14 protein-coding genes are annotated in these 14397 nt (G+C 66.7%); 5 read left to right on the top strand and 9 right to left on the bottom strand.

Annotated elements, in window-relative coordinates; all coding sequences use genetic code 11:
• Positions 1 to 20: 20 nt before the first annotated feature.
• From M3G03_RS00470 to arsD, 3 genes are all read right to left on the bottom strand, one after another.
• Positions 21 to 350 carry a hypothetical protein gene (locus M3G03_RS00470; protein WP_259807294.1) on the bottom strand — a complete coding sequence of 110 codons (330 nt, stop codon included), beginning with the start codon at positions 348 to 350 and terminating at the stop codon, positions 21 to 23.
• Positions 351 to 861: 511 nt separating this feature from the next.
• Positions 862 to 2619, bottom strand: a complete 1758-nt coding sequence (gene arsA / locus M3G03_RS00465) for an arsenical pump-driving ATPase (RefSeq protein ID WP_259807293.1) — start codon at positions 2617 to 2619, stop codon at positions 862 to 864.
• Positions 2620 to 2647: 28 nt separating this feature from the next.
• The gene (gene arsD / locus M3G03_RS00460; protein ID WP_259807291.1) at positions 2648 to 3070 is read right to left on the bottom strand and encodes an arsenite efflux transporter metallochaperone ArsD; all 423 of its coding nucleotides are present in this window, start codon (positions 3068 to 3070) and stop codon (positions 2648 to 2650) included.
• A 112-nt stretch (positions 3071 to 3182) separates the two neighbouring features.
• Here arsD and M3G03_RS00455 point away from each other — a divergent pair, with 112 nt between their 5' ends.
• Both M3G03_RS00455 and M3G03_RS00450 read left to right on the top strand, forming a co-directional pair.
• A complete protein-coding gene (locus tag M3G03_RS00455) occupies positions 3183 to 3530 on the top strand; it encodes a helix-turn-helix transcriptional regulator (protein ID WP_259807289.1) in 348 nt (115 codons plus the stop codon).
• 29 nt (positions 3531 to 3559) lie between these two features.
• Positions 3560 to 3685 (top strand): hypothetical protein, encoded by a 126-nt coding sequence (locus M3G03_RS00450; RefSeq protein WP_259807287.1) that lies wholly within the window; start codon positions 3560 to 3562, stop codon positions 3683 to 3685.
• A gap of 507 nt (positions 3686 to 4192) precedes the next feature.
• On the opposite strand, the gene M3G03_RS00445 is transcribed toward M3G03_RS00450, so the two are convergent.
• From M3G03_RS00445 to M3G03_RS00435, 3 genes are all read right to left on the bottom strand, one after another.
• Positions 4193 to 4543 (bottom strand): metallopeptidase family protein, encoded by a 351-nt coding sequence (locus M3G03_RS00445; protein ID WP_259807286.1) that lies wholly within the window; start codon positions 4541 to 4543, stop codon positions 4193 to 4195.
• A 61-nt stretch (positions 4544 to 4604) separates the two neighbouring features.
• Positions 4605 to 5222 (bottom strand): MOSC domain-containing protein, encoded by a 618-nt coding sequence (locus M3G03_RS00440; protein ID WP_259807284.1) that lies wholly within the window; start codon positions 5220 to 5222, stop codon positions 4605 to 4607.
• Entirely contained in the window at positions 5162 to 5986 is an 825-nt protein-coding gene (locus M3G03_RS00435) for a hypothetical protein (protein WP_259807283.1), read from the bottom strand. Before M3G03_RS00435 ends, M3G03_RS00440 begins: the two co-directional genes overlap by 61 nt.
• 239 nt (positions 5987 to 6225) lie before the next feature.
• On the opposite strand from M3G03_RS00435, the gene M3G03_RS00430 reads away from it, so the two are divergent.
• The gene (locus M3G03_RS00430) at positions 6226 to 7086 is read left to right on the top strand and encodes a pseudouridine synthase (RefSeq protein ID WP_259807886.1); all 861 of its coding nucleotides are present in this window, start codon (positions 6226 to 6228) and stop codon (positions 7084 to 7086) included.
• Between the two features lie 51 nt (positions 7087 to 7137).
• Complete coding sequence (locus M3G03_RS00425; protein ID WP_259807282.1) at positions 7138 to 7758, top strand: DedA family protein; 621 nt, start codon at positions 7138 to 7140, stop codon at positions 7756 to 7758.
• 36 nt (positions 7759 to 7794) lie between these two features.
• Here the strand turns inward: M3G03_RS00425 and M3G03_RS00420 are convergent, their stop codons facing one another.
• From M3G03_RS00420 to M3G03_RS00410, 3 genes are all read right to left on the bottom strand, one after another.
• Positions 7795 to 10128, bottom strand: a complete 2334-nt coding sequence (locus tag M3G03_RS00420; RefSeq protein ID WP_259807281.1) for a VCBS repeat-containing protein — start codon at positions 10126 to 10128, stop codon at positions 7795 to 7797.
• A 125-nt stretch (positions 10129 to 10253) separates the two neighbouring features.
• A complete protein-coding gene (locus tag M3G03_RS00415) occupies positions 10254 to 11345 on the bottom strand; it encodes a DUF2332 domain-containing protein (RefSeq protein ID WP_259807280.1) in 1092 nt (363 codons plus the stop codon).
• Positions 11346 to 11836: 491 nt separating this feature from the next.
• The gene (locus M3G03_RS00410; protein ID WP_259807279.1) at positions 11837 to 12835 is read right to left on the bottom strand and encodes a LacI family DNA-binding transcriptional regulator; all 999 of its coding nucleotides are present in this window, start codon (positions 12833 to 12835) and stop codon (positions 11837 to 11839) included.
• 206 nt (positions 12836 to 13041) lie between these two features.
• On the opposite strand from M3G03_RS00410, the gene M3G03_RS00405 reads away from it, so the two are divergent.
• The gene (locus M3G03_RS00405) at positions 13042 to 14376 is read left to right on the top strand and encodes an ABC transporter substrate-binding protein (RefSeq protein ID WP_259807278.1); all 1335 of its coding nucleotides are present in this window, start codon (positions 13042 to 13044) and stop codon (positions 14374 to 14376) included.
• Positions 14377 to 14397 lie beyond the last annotated feature (21 nt).

Below are 14397 nucleotides of genomic sequence, written 5' to 3'. Positions count from 1 at the left end.
TTGCCTGCAGGACGCACAGCTCATCCTTGAGCAGCGACATTCTCCACGACGTGGAAGGCGGGCTCCTCGTAGGGATGGGCCGCGTGGAGCGCGGCAACCACACTGCGGCGCAGCCGGCGCGGATAGGTCAGTTCAACCTTGTCCTCGGCAACACGTTCGTCCTGCCCGACCGCACCAATCGTGGGGTCGGCACCGGGCAGCGGGCGGAAGCGTCCCTCACCTGCCACCACCCAGGCACAACGTTCGTAGTCACCCAGGCGGCCTGCGCCCGCTGCGAAGAGCGCATCCAGGACCCGCTCGGTGTCAGCAGTCGGGACGTAGAAGCAGAGAACGTCGAGGGCTTCGCTCATGTGTCCGAGAGTAGGTCAGTCGACCTTTGGCGAGGCTCGAGCGCACCACAGAAACCCCGGATACGCCGACCAGTGTGGTTATGACAGCTTGGTTTGGCCCCGTTGTGACGGCCTGATCTGGCCCCGCGCGCGACTTGCCGGGGTCTTGACGGTTTGAACTGGCCCCTCCCCTCCACGCTGCTCCCCATCTCTGGGAACCAGTCGCGAGGGCAAGAGGGCCAAGATGGGGTCACGAGTGCAGCTGTACGCGACATCCGCCACGACGCGCGAGTTGAGCAAGCAGCCATACCGCGACCAGGACCCTGGCCCGGCTACGTGACGAGCACGGCGCCACGGACCTGTGCTACTCCACGGTGCGGAACTACGTGCGGGTCCGGCGGGCGCAGATCCCGGGCGCCGGGTGGAGGCGACCCAAACTCGGGCCTGACAGGCCGGGTGACACCCTGCGAATAGGCAGTCGCCCACCGCCGGACCCCACTGGTGGATCCGGCGGTAGGCGTCACTCATGGGGTCAGTTGCTGAGAGCGGTGAGCTGTTGAGTGCCGACGGGTTCGCGGGTCTGGGTGGGGATTACTGCCATGCGGCTGGTGGTGGCGGCCACCGCGTCCAGCTGATGCTGCTCGGAACGTGCCCGGGTGGCGAGCAGTGGGCTGGTGGGGTGGGCTGCCGCGAGGGAGTTGTTCACCACCCACGCCCACGGGTGGATGCTGGCGCGTTCCAGGTCACTGGCCAGAGCCTGCGCCTCGGTAACGGGGGTCGTCTCAGGCAAGGTGACCACGATGATCTTGGTGTGGTCCGGATCCTGGAGCCGCATCAGCGGGGTGGTGACGTGGCCGCGCTGGTCGTCGTCGAGGTGGCGGGTGATGTCGCGGTGGTAGGAACCGGTGGCGTCCATCAGGAGCAGGGTGTGGCCGGTGGGGGCGGTGTCCATGATGACGAACTGGTCACGGGCCTTGTTCACGGCGCGGCTGAACTGTTGGAAGACGGCGATCTCCTCGGTGCAGGGGCTCATGAGGTCCTCGGCGAGGGCGGCGCGGCCGGCGTCGTCGAGCTTGGCGCCCTTGGAGGCCATGACGTGGTCGCGGTACTCCTGGATGGCTTTCTCGGGGTCGATGGCGCTGACCTCGAGCCCGTCGACGTCGTTGCCGAGGGTGGACGACAGGTGCGCGGCGGGGTCGGTGGTGGTGAGCAGGACCTTCTTGCCGCGCTGGACCAGGGCGATGGCGATGGCGGCTGCGACGGTGGTCTTGCCGACACCGCCCTTGCCCATCGTCATCACGAGCCCATGGTCGGCCTCGGCGAGCTGGTCGACCAGGCCGGCCAGGTGCGGCTGCTGGCCGGTGCCCTGCCCGCCGGTGTCCTGCGCGTCGGCCTGCGGGGCGTCCTCGTAGTGGAACAGGGTGGCGAGTGCCTCCAGGCCGACCATGTTGACGCCCTTGAGGCTCACCGTGTCGCGGGGCAGGGCTGCCAGGGCGGCGGGCATGGCAGCGAGCGCGGCCTGTTCGCGGTCGTGGATGGCGCGGGACAGGTCGTCGGTGGCCGCCGCGGCGGGCAAGACGCCGTTGACGACCAGGTTGGTGGCGTGGATGTCGAGCTCGGCGAGCTCGTCCAGGGTGCGGGCGACCTCGCGCAGCGTGGACTGCTGGGCCCGGGCGACGAGCACCAGGCGGGTGCTGGTGGGGTCGGTGAGGGCCTCGACGGCGGCGCGGTAGGTGGCGCGGTTCTTCTCGAGCCCGCTCATAGGCCCCAGGCAGGACGCGTCGCCCTTGCCGTTGTCAAGGTAGCTGGTCCAGCTGCCGGGCAGCTGCAGCAGGCGGATGGTGTGGCCGGTGGGGGCGGTGTCGAAGATGACGTGGTCGTAGCCGGCGGTGGCCTGGGTGTCGGCGAGCAGGTCGGTGAACTCGTTGAACGAGGCGATCTCGGTGGTGCAGGAGCCCGACAGCTGCTCGGTGATGGCCTCGATCTCCTTGATGGGCAGGACCGCGCGCACCGGTTCCAGGATCTTGTTGCGGTAGGCCTCAGCGGCCTCGTCGGGGTCGATCTCCAGCGCGTCGAGGCCGGGCACCTGCGGAATCGGGGTGATCTTGTTGCCGATGGTGGCACCGAACACCTGGGCGACGTTGCTCGCCGGGTCGGTGCTGACCAGCAGCACCCGCTTGCCCTGGTGGGCGAGGTGCACGGCCGTGGCGCACGCGATGCTGGTCTTGCCGACACCGCCCTTGCCAGTGAAGAAAAAGTGCCGGGGCGGGTCGTCGAGAAACTGGGTCATCACAATCTCCTGAAAGTTCGAGTCGGGGTCAGCAGCAGCCGGACACGGTGCTGGTAGTGGCGGGCTGCCCACAGCAGCCTGTGGACGCGGCGGGGGCTTCCTGCTGCGGGCCGCAGCATCCGCCCTGGGGCTGGGCGTCCTTCGTCGGGTTCAGGCCGGCGTAGCGCTCCAGCTCGTCGCGGCGCGGGTGGCGGCCGGCCAGCACGGTGACGTCGTCGACCAGCGTCAGGGGCAGCCCCTCAGAGCCGGCGGCCTGCAGGAACTGGACGACCACGGGGTGCTCCGCGAACTGCGCCGGCTCGCTGGCCAGGTTAGCGCGGTGGACGTCCACCCCCTGCGCCTTGAGGGCGTTGACCGCGGCGGTGAAGTCAACCAGCTCCTGGTCGAGGTCGGGGCCGCAGACCCCGGTGTTGCAACACAGTGCAGGTTCGAAGACACGGATGACGGGCATGGGAAACCTCCGGCTCGGGTGGGGGACGACCATCACGCATTGATGACCGTCGATATGAGTGAGCGTGGCACACGTATCGACAGGTGTCAATATGAGCGGGTAGCATGTCTGCATGACCGAACTGCTGGAAGCCCCGATGGCCGCCGCCGAGGCCTGCGCGCCGGGTGGTGGCACGATCTCGATGGAGCAGGCGGAACGGGTTGCGCTCGTCGTGAAGGCGCTCGCTGACCCGGTGCGGCTGCGGATCCTGCACCACATCGCGGCCAGCCGGTGCTCCAGCGTGTGCGCGTGCCACATGCCCCAGGTGTTCGGCGTGACCCAGCCGACGCTGTCACACCACCTGAAGAAGCTGGTCGAGGCCGGGCTGGTGGACAAGGAAATGCGCGGCAAGTGGGCGCACTTCACCCCGCGACCCGAAGGGCTGACCGCGTTGCACGAGTACCTCGCCATGCTGGGCTGAGGCCCGGCGACCCAAAAGGACATCGCCCCATGCACGTTGTGTGCGTCGGCGGCAGCGATGCCGGCATCTCCGCGGGGCTGCGTGCCCGCGAACTCGCCCCGTCGACCGAGGTCACCGTCGTGGTGGCCGACGTCTACCAGAACTTCTCCATCTGAGGGATCCCCCACCACATCTCCGGCGAGGTCGGAGACTGGCACCACCTGGCACACCGCACCCGCGCCGACCTGGAGGCCGCGGGCCTGCACCTGCTGCTCGACACGCGGGCCACCCGCATCGTTGTCGACGCCCGTCAGCGCCGTCCAGTCCGAGCGTCAAGAGCCTGCCTTCGAAGCGGCTGCCCCGCGAACCTCCCGAGCCGACAGTGCGCCGTGGAACTACACCACGCGTCAGGCTACCCCCATTGACGAGGCCGGCCACAGGGATGCCACGCGGTGCGCTACCGCACCGACAACACCGACTGGAAGGGCGTCATTCGTGGGGTCATCAAACGCCGCTTCCCACCGCAGCACTGACACCGGGCCTGGGACGCGCAACCCCGCTCGCGTGCCGTGTGCGTGCTGGTCCGCTTCGTAACGGCGGCGGAGCCAATTGAGGCCGTCATCCCGGGGCCGGATTGCCAGACCAGTGCCTGGAGCGAGCCGCACCCACGGTTCAGGGTGAGTTCAGGCGTAGCCCAATTGATGCAACCGCTCGTCGTCGACGCCGAAGTGGTGGGCGATCTCGTGCACGACCGTGACGTGGATTTCGTCCACCAGTTCCTCGCGCGTGGAGCTTTCCTGCAGGTGCGGTTCACGGAAGATCAGGATCCGGTCGGGCAGCACACCGCCGTAGTCCCAGCCCCGTTCGGTGAGCGGGATGCCCTCGTAGACGCCGAACAGGTCCTCACCGTGAGGCGGCCCGTCCTCGACCAGCACGACGCAGTTGTCGATCAGGGCGGCCAGCTCATCGGGAATGGTGTCGAGGGCCTCGTCCACGCACTCGTCGAACTCCTCCGGGCTCATCTCGACGGGCATGTACCCCAACCTAGCCGCCTGTGACCGAATCAGCCGGTCTGAGTCGAGCGCGTGCCAGCGGTTAGCCCAGGCGCGGTGCGGCGTTGGCCCGGCGCAGGAGCCGCTCGACCCAGGACTGGGTGAGCCCGGGAGCAGTGGCGAAATCACGCAGCCTGTCCGCGTCCGGAGTGGGGGAGTGGAAGGTGGTGAACAGGTCGCGAATCGTGAGGTCGGGTCGCGGTCGTTCGACCAGCTCGACCGCGTCGCCCACCCCGAGTTCACCCGGCTCGAGGACACGGAAGTACCAGCCGGTGGTGCCCAACTCGTGGAACAGCCTGACCATGCCCTCCGACTCCAGGCGCGCGTCGATCTTCCAACAAGGGCGGCGCGGCTGCGACACCTCGAACAGCACCGTGCCCACCCGGAAGCGGTCGCCCAGGCAGCAGGAGGACTCGTCAATCCCGCTGATGCTCAGGTTCTCCCCGAGGACGCCCGGAGTCAGCCGGTCCGCGAGTTCTGGTCTGAGTCCCGACAGCAGCGGGTAGTGGTCCCGCGGGTAGAGGTGGACCGCCTTGTCAACACCGCCATGGACGGTCCGGTCTCCCTGCTCGTCACCCTCCAGGCCCAGCGGGCCAACGGTTACGCGGCCAGTGACCGAGTGTTTGCGGATCGCGGAGGGTTTGCCGTGCAGGGTGCCCACGCGTCCCCGACGGACCTCAGCGAGCTGCCACCGTGGGGACGGCGAAGCTGTGATTCCCATGCCGTCACGGTAGCGCTCCCGGCGACGTCACCGGCCTGGACGAGCTCATGGCTTGCCCGGGCAAAGGCGAGGATCGCCCACAGGGCAGCCACCCCGATGAGGATGAGGCAGCCGATCAACTCACTCCAGGCGGTGGGGCGGGTCGACAGTGATGTCGGCGGCAGCATCAGGATTTCGACGATGCTGCTCAACGGGATCAGGACGCGCACCAGCGTCCCCCAGTGCGTCACCGACGAACCCACCACCGCGACCAGCCCCATCACGGGAGCGACCACGAAGGACCCCACCAGCCACAGCCCCAGCAAGGTGATGTCGAATCTCACCCCGACCAGCGGGTCGGCGAGGTAGTAGGCGAACACGGCGAAGACCAGGAACGCCCACGCGGCCGCAGTTGCCTGGAGCCACAGCTGCTGTCCCCGGACACCGGAGGCCATCGCCCCACGGTGCGTGCGACGGGAGACCACCAGCGCGGCCAGTGTGGGCGCGACGCCCCAGCCCCACCAGCTCCCGATCATGCGCGAGAGCGCACTGCCGAGGTGGGGAGCCAGGAGGTGCAGGCCGCGGGCGGCGTCCCCGATGAGGTTGCCGGGTGCTGCCGCCAGGGCAGCACCTGCGGAGACGACGCCGAACAGGAGTCCTGCTGCCGCTGCGGCAGCACATCGCGGTAGGGCAGCTTGGACGAGGTGGGCTGGGGGAGTGGACATGCCTCGAGCCTCTCCCAACCAGCCGGCCGGGCACATCGGTCCTCCGGCCAGCGTCGACCAGACCGTGGTCCCCCGCGTGGGTGACTCGCTCGTCCCCCGGTCGCAGGGCACCCGGTCGTAGGGCGACCTAGACTTTCGGGGTGCCACCCCGTTCCCCGCTGCCACCACGCCACGGGCTGCAGGCTGCCTGGATGCGCACCCCCGACGGCGACCCGGCCCGTCCGGCGGCCTGGGAGACGATGGCGGACTACCTGCGCGAGCGCTACTCGGTGATCGGCGTCGAGGGCGTCAACCGGATGCTGGCGCGCGGTGACTTCGTCCTTCAGGACGGCAGCCGGCTCACCGAACACCACCGCTACCAGCCGCACACCTTCGTCTGGTTCCACCGTGAGCTGCGCGAGGAACCCGAGGTTCCCGGCGACATCCCGGTGCTGTACCGCGACGAGCGCATTGTGGTGGTGGACAAACCACATTTCCTGGCCAGCATCCCCCGGGGTCGCCACATCCGGCAGTCGGTTGTCGTGCGCATGCGTGAGGAGTTGGGCCTGTCGGAACTCTCGCCAGCACATCGCCTGGACCGGCTCACTGCGGGCGTCCTCGTGCTGACCACCGAGAAGGGGTGGCGGGCGCCCTACCAGGACCTCTTCGCCCAACGCCGCGTCACCAAGACCTACCAGGCGATCGCGCCGTACCGCCCGGAGCTGGAGCTGCCGCGTGTGGTCCAATCCCACATCCACAAGGAGCGCGGCATCATGCAGGCCTGGGAGCTGCCCGGTCGTGAACCGAACTCCCGCACGCTGGTCGAGCTGCTCGAACACGGCGAACAGGACGCCGAGGGCACTCGGTGGGGTCGCTATCTGCTCACGCCGCACACCGGCCGCACCCACCAGCTGCGCCTGCACCTGAACTCCTTGGGCGTCCCCATTCGCCACGACCCGCTGTACCCGGTGGACATTGACAAGCCCATCGACGACTTTGACGATCCGCTGCAACTGCTGGCCTGGCGGCTCGACTTCGGTGACCCGATTGATGGGACCATGCGCCGATTCGAATCGGCCCGCGGTCTCGACCTACCCGGTTCCGCAGCCTTCAGCACATAGGCTCTTCCCTTGGAACGCCCCGCCAGGGGCAGATGAAGGGGAAATAACGCAGTGAACATCGTCGATTGGGCCATCCGCATCATTGGTCAGATGGGCGGGCCGGGGGTTGCCCTGCTGCTCTTCCTCGAATGCGTCTTCCCGCCGATCCCCAGCGAGGTGATCCTCCCCCTGGCCGGTGTGACTGCGGGCCAGGGCACCAACAACTACTGGATCATCCTGGCCTGGACGATCGTCGGTTCCCTGGTCGGGGCCTGGCTCCTCTACGGTCTGGGCGTGGCCCTGGGCGGCGAGCGCGTCCGGTGGCTGTGCGAAAAGCTGCCGCTACTGGAGGTCGAGGACTACGACAAGTCGGTCGACTGGTTCGCCAGGCATGGCCGCAGCGGCATATTCTTCGGGCGCATGGTGCCCGGCATCCGTTCGCTCATTTCGATCCCCGCTGGTGTGTACAAGATGCCGATCTGGCAGTTCACCCTGCTTACCGCCGCCGGTTCGGCGATCTGGAATACCATCTTCGTGAGCTTCGGCTACTTCCTGGGCGAGAACTGGCACGTGATCGAGCCCTACACGAACTGGATCAGCAACATCGTCTACGTGATCATCCTCGGGTTGCTGGCCTGGTTCGTCGTCAGCCGTGTCCTGCGCAACCGTCGCCGGGCGCGCGACGCCGCCTGACCCCCGCCGACCATCCAACTCCGGCTGGCAGGCGAACTACGCGAGCATGAGCACACTGTCCCAGCGGCTGCCGACCGTCAGCGGAGAGGCCCAGCGCATGCCCAGGTTGGCATAGAGCCGCAGGTTTCCGTGGGCATCGACCCCCATGAGGTCCTCCCTGCCATCGCCGTTGGCATCACCAGGGCTGAAAACCTTGCGCATCCCTTGCCAACCGCTGCCGACCTGCCTGACGGTGGTGAGAACCCCGCCAGTGGAACGGTAGACCCACAGGCTGCCATCCTCACGCACCCCCAGGACATCGGGGGAGGTATCGCCGGTGAAGTCGTTGACGGCGATGACCGACCGCATGGCATTCCATCCATGCCCGATCTGGACCCTGTTCGAGATCCATCCTGTGAGGTTTGTCAGGGAATAGCGGTAGAGCTTTCCGTCGCTGTGTCGGGCCAGGATGTCAGGTCGCTTGTCACCGCTCATGTCGCTGATCACCGTCATGGTGGACATGCCATTCCACCCGCTACCCACCTTTGCCGGAACGCCGAAATAGCCCTTGCCGCGGCCCGGATAGAGCCACATCGTGCCGTCATTGCGGCGCACCAGGAGTTCGGTCTGGCCGTCCCTGTTCAGGTCCGGGACATGCGTGAACCAATTGATCACCAGCCAGTTGGAGCCTGTCGTGACGGGCGCGGCCATGGTTCGGCCCAACCGGGTGGCGTACAGGCGCAGCGCTCCGTCCGCGCTCACAGCCATGACATCAGCAAGCTTGTCTGCGGTGAAGTCACCGCGGACACTCGAACCGACACCGGGGACGGTGGGTGCCGGGATACTCGGCTGTTCCGGGAAGACGATGGGCGGATCCGCGTTCAGCACTGAGGAGGCATTGCCCGACGGCGGGAACCTCTTGCCCAATGGTCCCCGGGATGCCTCGACCAGAGCGTTGGCGAACATTGCCCGTGCGAAGGCAAGGGACGCTGCCGGCATCCGGTACTCCGGCCGGTCCTGCAGCTGGTCGTTGGTGGCGATCGCGAAACCCATCGAGGCCATGTTCACCACTCCGGCGCCCGAGGCGACGGAGTAGTAGGTGATGTCGCTGAAGCTCTGCGTCCCCGAGGTGGGGCAGCGGATCGGCGAATGGGCGGCAACCGAGAGGTTCTGGGGATTGTAGCTGCGCAGCACCGCGCGGTCGGCCTCGATCTTGATGAGGCCGGGCACGACCTGTCCCCTGGTGGCGCCGGTGTTCCGGAACAAGAACATGGACGGGTCCGTGACGACCAGGTCCCCGCTGTTGGCGCCCGCAAGTCCAGCGCACAGATAGACGGATCCAAGCGTGGAGCGGATGGTGGAGTCGGCGAAGTTGATGGTCTTCTGCGCCGGGTCCGGGTGGGGGTCGTCGTAGACGCCCTTGTAGATGTCCATCGTGCGCTGGTCCCCACTCAATCTGACCCGCCACCACAAGGTGTTGCCGCCCATGGCGATCCAGTTGGTGCCGGCGTCGCGCAGGCGCTGGACGGCGCCGAGCTGTGCGTTGGTCCAGTACTCGTCATGGCCGAGGGTGATGAGTGCTGCGGCGCCGCGGTACGCGTCGGGCCCCTCGCGGTCGAGGTCAAGACCGGAGGTGTAGGCGAGGTCCAACCCCAGGCGTTCGGCTTCGACGATGGGTCCGCGTTCCATGACGTGGAAGTGCTCCATGCCGTAGCGGCGGTCATAGGGTCTGTTGAAGCTGAGGATCCGTGAGCGATCAGAGGTGCCCGTGGGTCCGTAGTAGGCGGAATAACCGCCGTAGCGGTTGTAGGCCTGCCAGGTTGCCGGGGCGGTGACCAAGGTTGTGCGCCCAGCGAAAGAGGTGGAGCGCACGACGAGGGGAACCTGTGTCTTCAACCCCTTCCCGCTGTCGATCACCAGGAAGTACATGCCTGCCGGCCAGCCTTCGGTGGACAGCGTCATCGTGTCCTTCCAGTCCGACGCGTCCACGGTGTTGACGAGCTTGCCCTCGGGGGATGTCGTGATGAGCTTCGATTCGGGCTGCAGGATGCCGGGGGTCCACTCGCTCGTGTGCACCAGGCGGCCGCCCTCGCCGCCATACCAGCCCAGACGGTAGGCCTGGATTCTCTGCTGGGCGGAGATCTGGTTGTGGATGCGCAGCGTCACTGGCTGTCCGGGCGTCACCGACGTCTGCAGCGTGTACGCAGAGAGGTCTGTTTCCAACGCGTACGCAGTCAGCGGCACATCCCACCCTCGCGATCCCTGGAGCGAGTTCTCAGCCTGTACCCAGGTGGCAGCGTTCGCTGCCGGGATCGGCAGGGGCATCACACCCATGGTGAGGCTCAGCACGAGTACCAGCGTGGTCAGCGATCTCCTCAGCGCCTTCATCATGGCGTCCCCTTGTCCTAGAATCGGCTACTTTGCCGTCCGTGAGAACTATAAGCACGGCTGAATCCTCCGCTGGCCGCGGCCCTCGACTTTAGTTCAGCGCGCGCGAGTTCCTCCGCGGGCAGAGGTCACAGCAGCCAGCTGGCGTGGCCGTCCGCCTGGTACAGCGGGACGCCGTCCAGTGCGACCACGAACGCTCCTGCTCGCAGCCGGCGTTCGAACTCGGGGCGCCGAGCAATCTCGGCGCGGATGCCAGGCACCACGGAGTGGCCCTCATTGCTGAGCCAGTGCAGCTGACCACCCTGGACCTTGTCGAGGAGGCGGGCTTCCAGTGCTTCGCGGTCGGCGTCCTCGAGATAGGCCATCACAGCACCATGCACGACGACGGGCAGGTAGTCGGTGGGCACCAGCGCCAGAATCTCGTCGAGCACGGCGGAGTGGGTGATGTCGCGCTGCAGGACCAGAACCGGGTCCTCGACCCCGGCCCTCAGCGCGGTCTCGAGCCGTTCGAGCCGCTCGGCCTGACCGGGCCACACCAGGGTTCGCAGCCAGTTGGCATCGTCTGGGTGGGCGGGGTTGAGCGGGTTGAGGTCCACGCCGAGCCGCCACTGGACCGGCGGCAGGTCCTGGGGGAGCGGAACAGGCGGGACCTGGTCACGGTCAGGGGCATCCTCATGGGACTTGATGGTGACCGCCACCTCTTGACCGGGGCCTGGCTGGGGGATGCCGAACTCCGAGAGCACCTCTCCGGAGCGGGAGAGGTAGCGGAAGCGCCAGTGCTGGGGGTGAAGCGCCAGACCGGCAGAGGCGCCCAGTTCGATGATCGCCAACTCACGTCCCGACTGCTGATGCAACGCGGCCAGTGCCGGCAGCATCACCGCCAGTCGGGCGGGCTCGTTGGTCTGGGTGTGGCGGGTGGCAGTGATCCGCCGAACCTCGTCCCAGCGTTCCAGCAGGACGCCGCGGAGCCGGGCGTATTCGTCTGGTCTTGGCTCGAGCTGGTGCGGGTCGACCAGATCTGGAACAAGGAGGCGGGCGGCAGCGATGACCAGGTTCGGCTGGCGTTCTCGGGTGGGAAGTTCCTCGATCAGAGCCAGCACCTCCGGGTCCTCGGACACTCCCGCGGCCCAGGCGCGCATGACCGGCGAGTGCCTGGGAGTCTCGTTGCGGGCGAAGCGCGCCCACCGTTCGGCGACGTTGGTCGTGTGGGCTGACTCCATGGGACCAGTATCCACAAGAAGCGAGCCTGTCCACAGGATCACGGGGGTTGTCCACAAGCACTGTGATGCGCGTGGTGGCTGGGAGCAATGCGTTGAGTCTGTGGACAACTCAGGGGATATCTCCGGTCTGCGTCCACAGCTGTGGATAACATGTGCCCCTCCCATACCCTCGCGTCAGACGGGCGTTACCAACCGGCCCCAGCTCGTCACGTTCCGTTTACCGGCGTGATGGATCCGCGACCACGGCCCGCGGCTGGGTGCCCACGATGTCAGGTCTGTCGTCACACCCGCGCTGGGAAGTCATCCACAGGTCTTCGCGCCGCCAGCTCTTCCTCAGCCCCCACGGTCGGGCGCGCCGGAGAATGGCAGTCCCTGATGGGTCTTGTAGGGCGGCTTGTCGTTGCAGGAAGGGCTCGCGCACCAGCGATTGTTAGCGCTTCATGTCCGAGCTGGTGCCGAGGGCCATGGTCGCGGGGTATGCCGATCGGTCTTCACCCCACAGTGCTGGCGCGGACGTGAATCTCCCACGGCACCTCGACGGACTCCGCATCAGTACGACTACCGGTGATTCGGCCCACCAGGAGGCGGATGGATTCGCGGGCGAGGACGTCCAGATCCGGGGCCACGGTGGTGAGTGCGGGGGAGCAGTATTTCGTCTCGGCGATGTTGTCGAAGCCGGCGATCGCAATCTCGTCGGGGACACGGACCCCGGCTTCCCGACATGCCTGCAAGGCGCCGATCGCCATCAGGTCGTTGAAACAGAAGACGGCGTCTGGTCTGGTCGGTAGCGCGAGCAAGCGCTCCATCGCCGCCTTACCTTCGTAACGCTCGTACTGGCCGACCCCCACCTCGTACTCGGGGACATGGGGCAGGCCAGCGGCGTCCAGCGCGGCGTGGAACCCACGCAGTCGCACCGACGCAGTACCTTCAGCTGACTCGTAGCCGATCACCGCGATGCGCCGCTTGTGTATCGACAACAGGTGTTCCGTCATTGCGCGTGCGGCAGCGACAGAATCGAGAGCGACGTGGTCGTGCCCGACGGGCACGGCGCGCTCACCCAGCAGCACTAGAGGGGTTGAGTCGGACCGCTGGGAGATCTCCTCCGCCGTCACCCGGAGAGGAGAAAAGATGAGGCCGTCGACCTTCAGCGGCGCGACGCCCTGGAGCAGTGCCCGTTCCATCTCGACGTCAGCTCTGGTGACGTCAAGGAGAAGCACGTAACCCGCCTCGCTCGCGGCGTCGGTGAAGTGCATGGCCAACTCGGCGAAGTAGGGCATGTCGATCTGGGGAATGGCGAGCGCCAGGAAACCCGAGCGTCCGTATTTCAGCCCTCGCGCCGTGAGGTTGGGGCGATATCCGAGCTCACGGACGGCGGCCTCGACCTTGGCTCGAGTGGCGGGCTTCACGTGGGGACGATCATTGATGACGTTTGAGGCCGTCTTCACTGAGACGCCAGCCGCGCTGGCGACATCCCGAAGAGTGGCAGCCATGGCAACACCCTAGACCAACATCACGGTTTGCTCACAGCGGAAGTTCGCCCGTTGTAAATCTTTTACAACGGGAGTAGTGTGACCGGAACGAGGGCTCGGCGAGGAGCCCCTACACCTCCACAGGGCCGTCTCAGTCAGAGCGCGGTTCACCAGCGGCAACTGGCCCCACGACGACGTGGCCAGTCGCAGGACGAAGGGACAAAAACATGACCACCAACGGATTTTCCCGCCGCGGTGTGCTCGGTGCAGGCATCAGCGTCGGCGCCCTCGGCGTCCTGAGCGCCTGCGGCGGAGGCAAGGGTGCGGGATCCGCCACAACGAAGGCGACCGGTGACGGCGGCAAGTCCGGCTACAACGGACCCGATGTGAGCCTGCTTTTCTGGAACGGTTTCACCGGTGGTGACGGCGCCTTCATGAAGAAGCTCGTGGAGCAGTTCAACGGCGAGCACAAGAACATCAAGGTCACCATGCAGGTGATGCAGTGGTCTGACTACTACACCAAGCTCCCCAACGCAGTTCAGGCTGGCAAGGGGCCCGACATCGCCGTCATGCACGTCGATTCCGTGGCCACCAATGCTGCCCGCAAGATCGTCCAGCCACTCGATGACGTCGCGAAGGCCCTCGAGCTCTCCGAGACCGACTTCGCCCCCGTCCCCTGGAAGGCCGGCATCTACAAGGACGTGCGGTACTCCATCCCGCTGGACGTCCACCCTCTGGGTTTCTTCTACAACAAGGACCTGATGGACAAAGCGGGGCTCGACGCCGAGAAGCCCCCGACGGATCTGAACTCGTACATGGACGCCCTGGACAAGCTCAAGGGCAAGGGCATCCAGGGCCACTGGGCATCCCCGCACCCGTTCACCGGTGGCCTGTCCATGCAGAGCCTGATCAAGCAATTCGGCGGCTCCCTCTACAGCGAGGACGCCACCAAGGCTGTCTACAACGAGGAGCCCGCCATCAAGGCGATGACCTGGTGGGTGGACCTCATCAAGAAGGGCTACTCGCCAGCCAAGGTCGGTCAGGACGCCGACTTCCTCGCCCTGCAGAACGGCAAGACCGCCTTCAACTGGAACGGCATCTGGTCCATCAACACGCTCAAGGAGAAGTCCGACCTCAAGTGGGGTGTCGCGCCCCTCCCGAACATCGGTGGCACCAAGGCTGCCTGGGCTGGCTCGCACCAATTCGTCCTCCCCACACGCAAGCAGGCGGACGCCAACAAGGACCAGGCCTCTCGAGTCTTCCTCAACTGGATCTCCCAGCATTCCCTCGAGTGGGCCAAGGGTGGTCAGGTCCCGGCGCGCAACTCGGTGCGCGAATCCGCAGAGTTCAAGGCGCTCAACGAGCAAGCGGCTCTCGCCACGCAGATCGACGACCTGGTGTTCCTGCCTGCCGTTCCCGGCATTGGTGACGCCGGTGCGGAGTTCGACAAGGCATTCAATGAGATCGTGCTGGGCGGCAAGGACATCAAGGCAACGTTGGACGCCGCGGTTGGCCGTGCCAACAAGATCCTCGAGGCCAATGCCAAGAAGTACGGCGCCTGATCGCCTGACGCCGGGAGAGCG

The organism is Aestuariimicrobium sp. p3-SID1156, from assembly GCF_025144225.1.
Lineage (GTDB): Bacteria > Actinomycetota > Actinomycetes > Propionibacteriales > Propionibacteriaceae > Aestuariimicrobium.
This window is presented reverse-complemented; position numbering and strand designations above follow the sequence as displayed.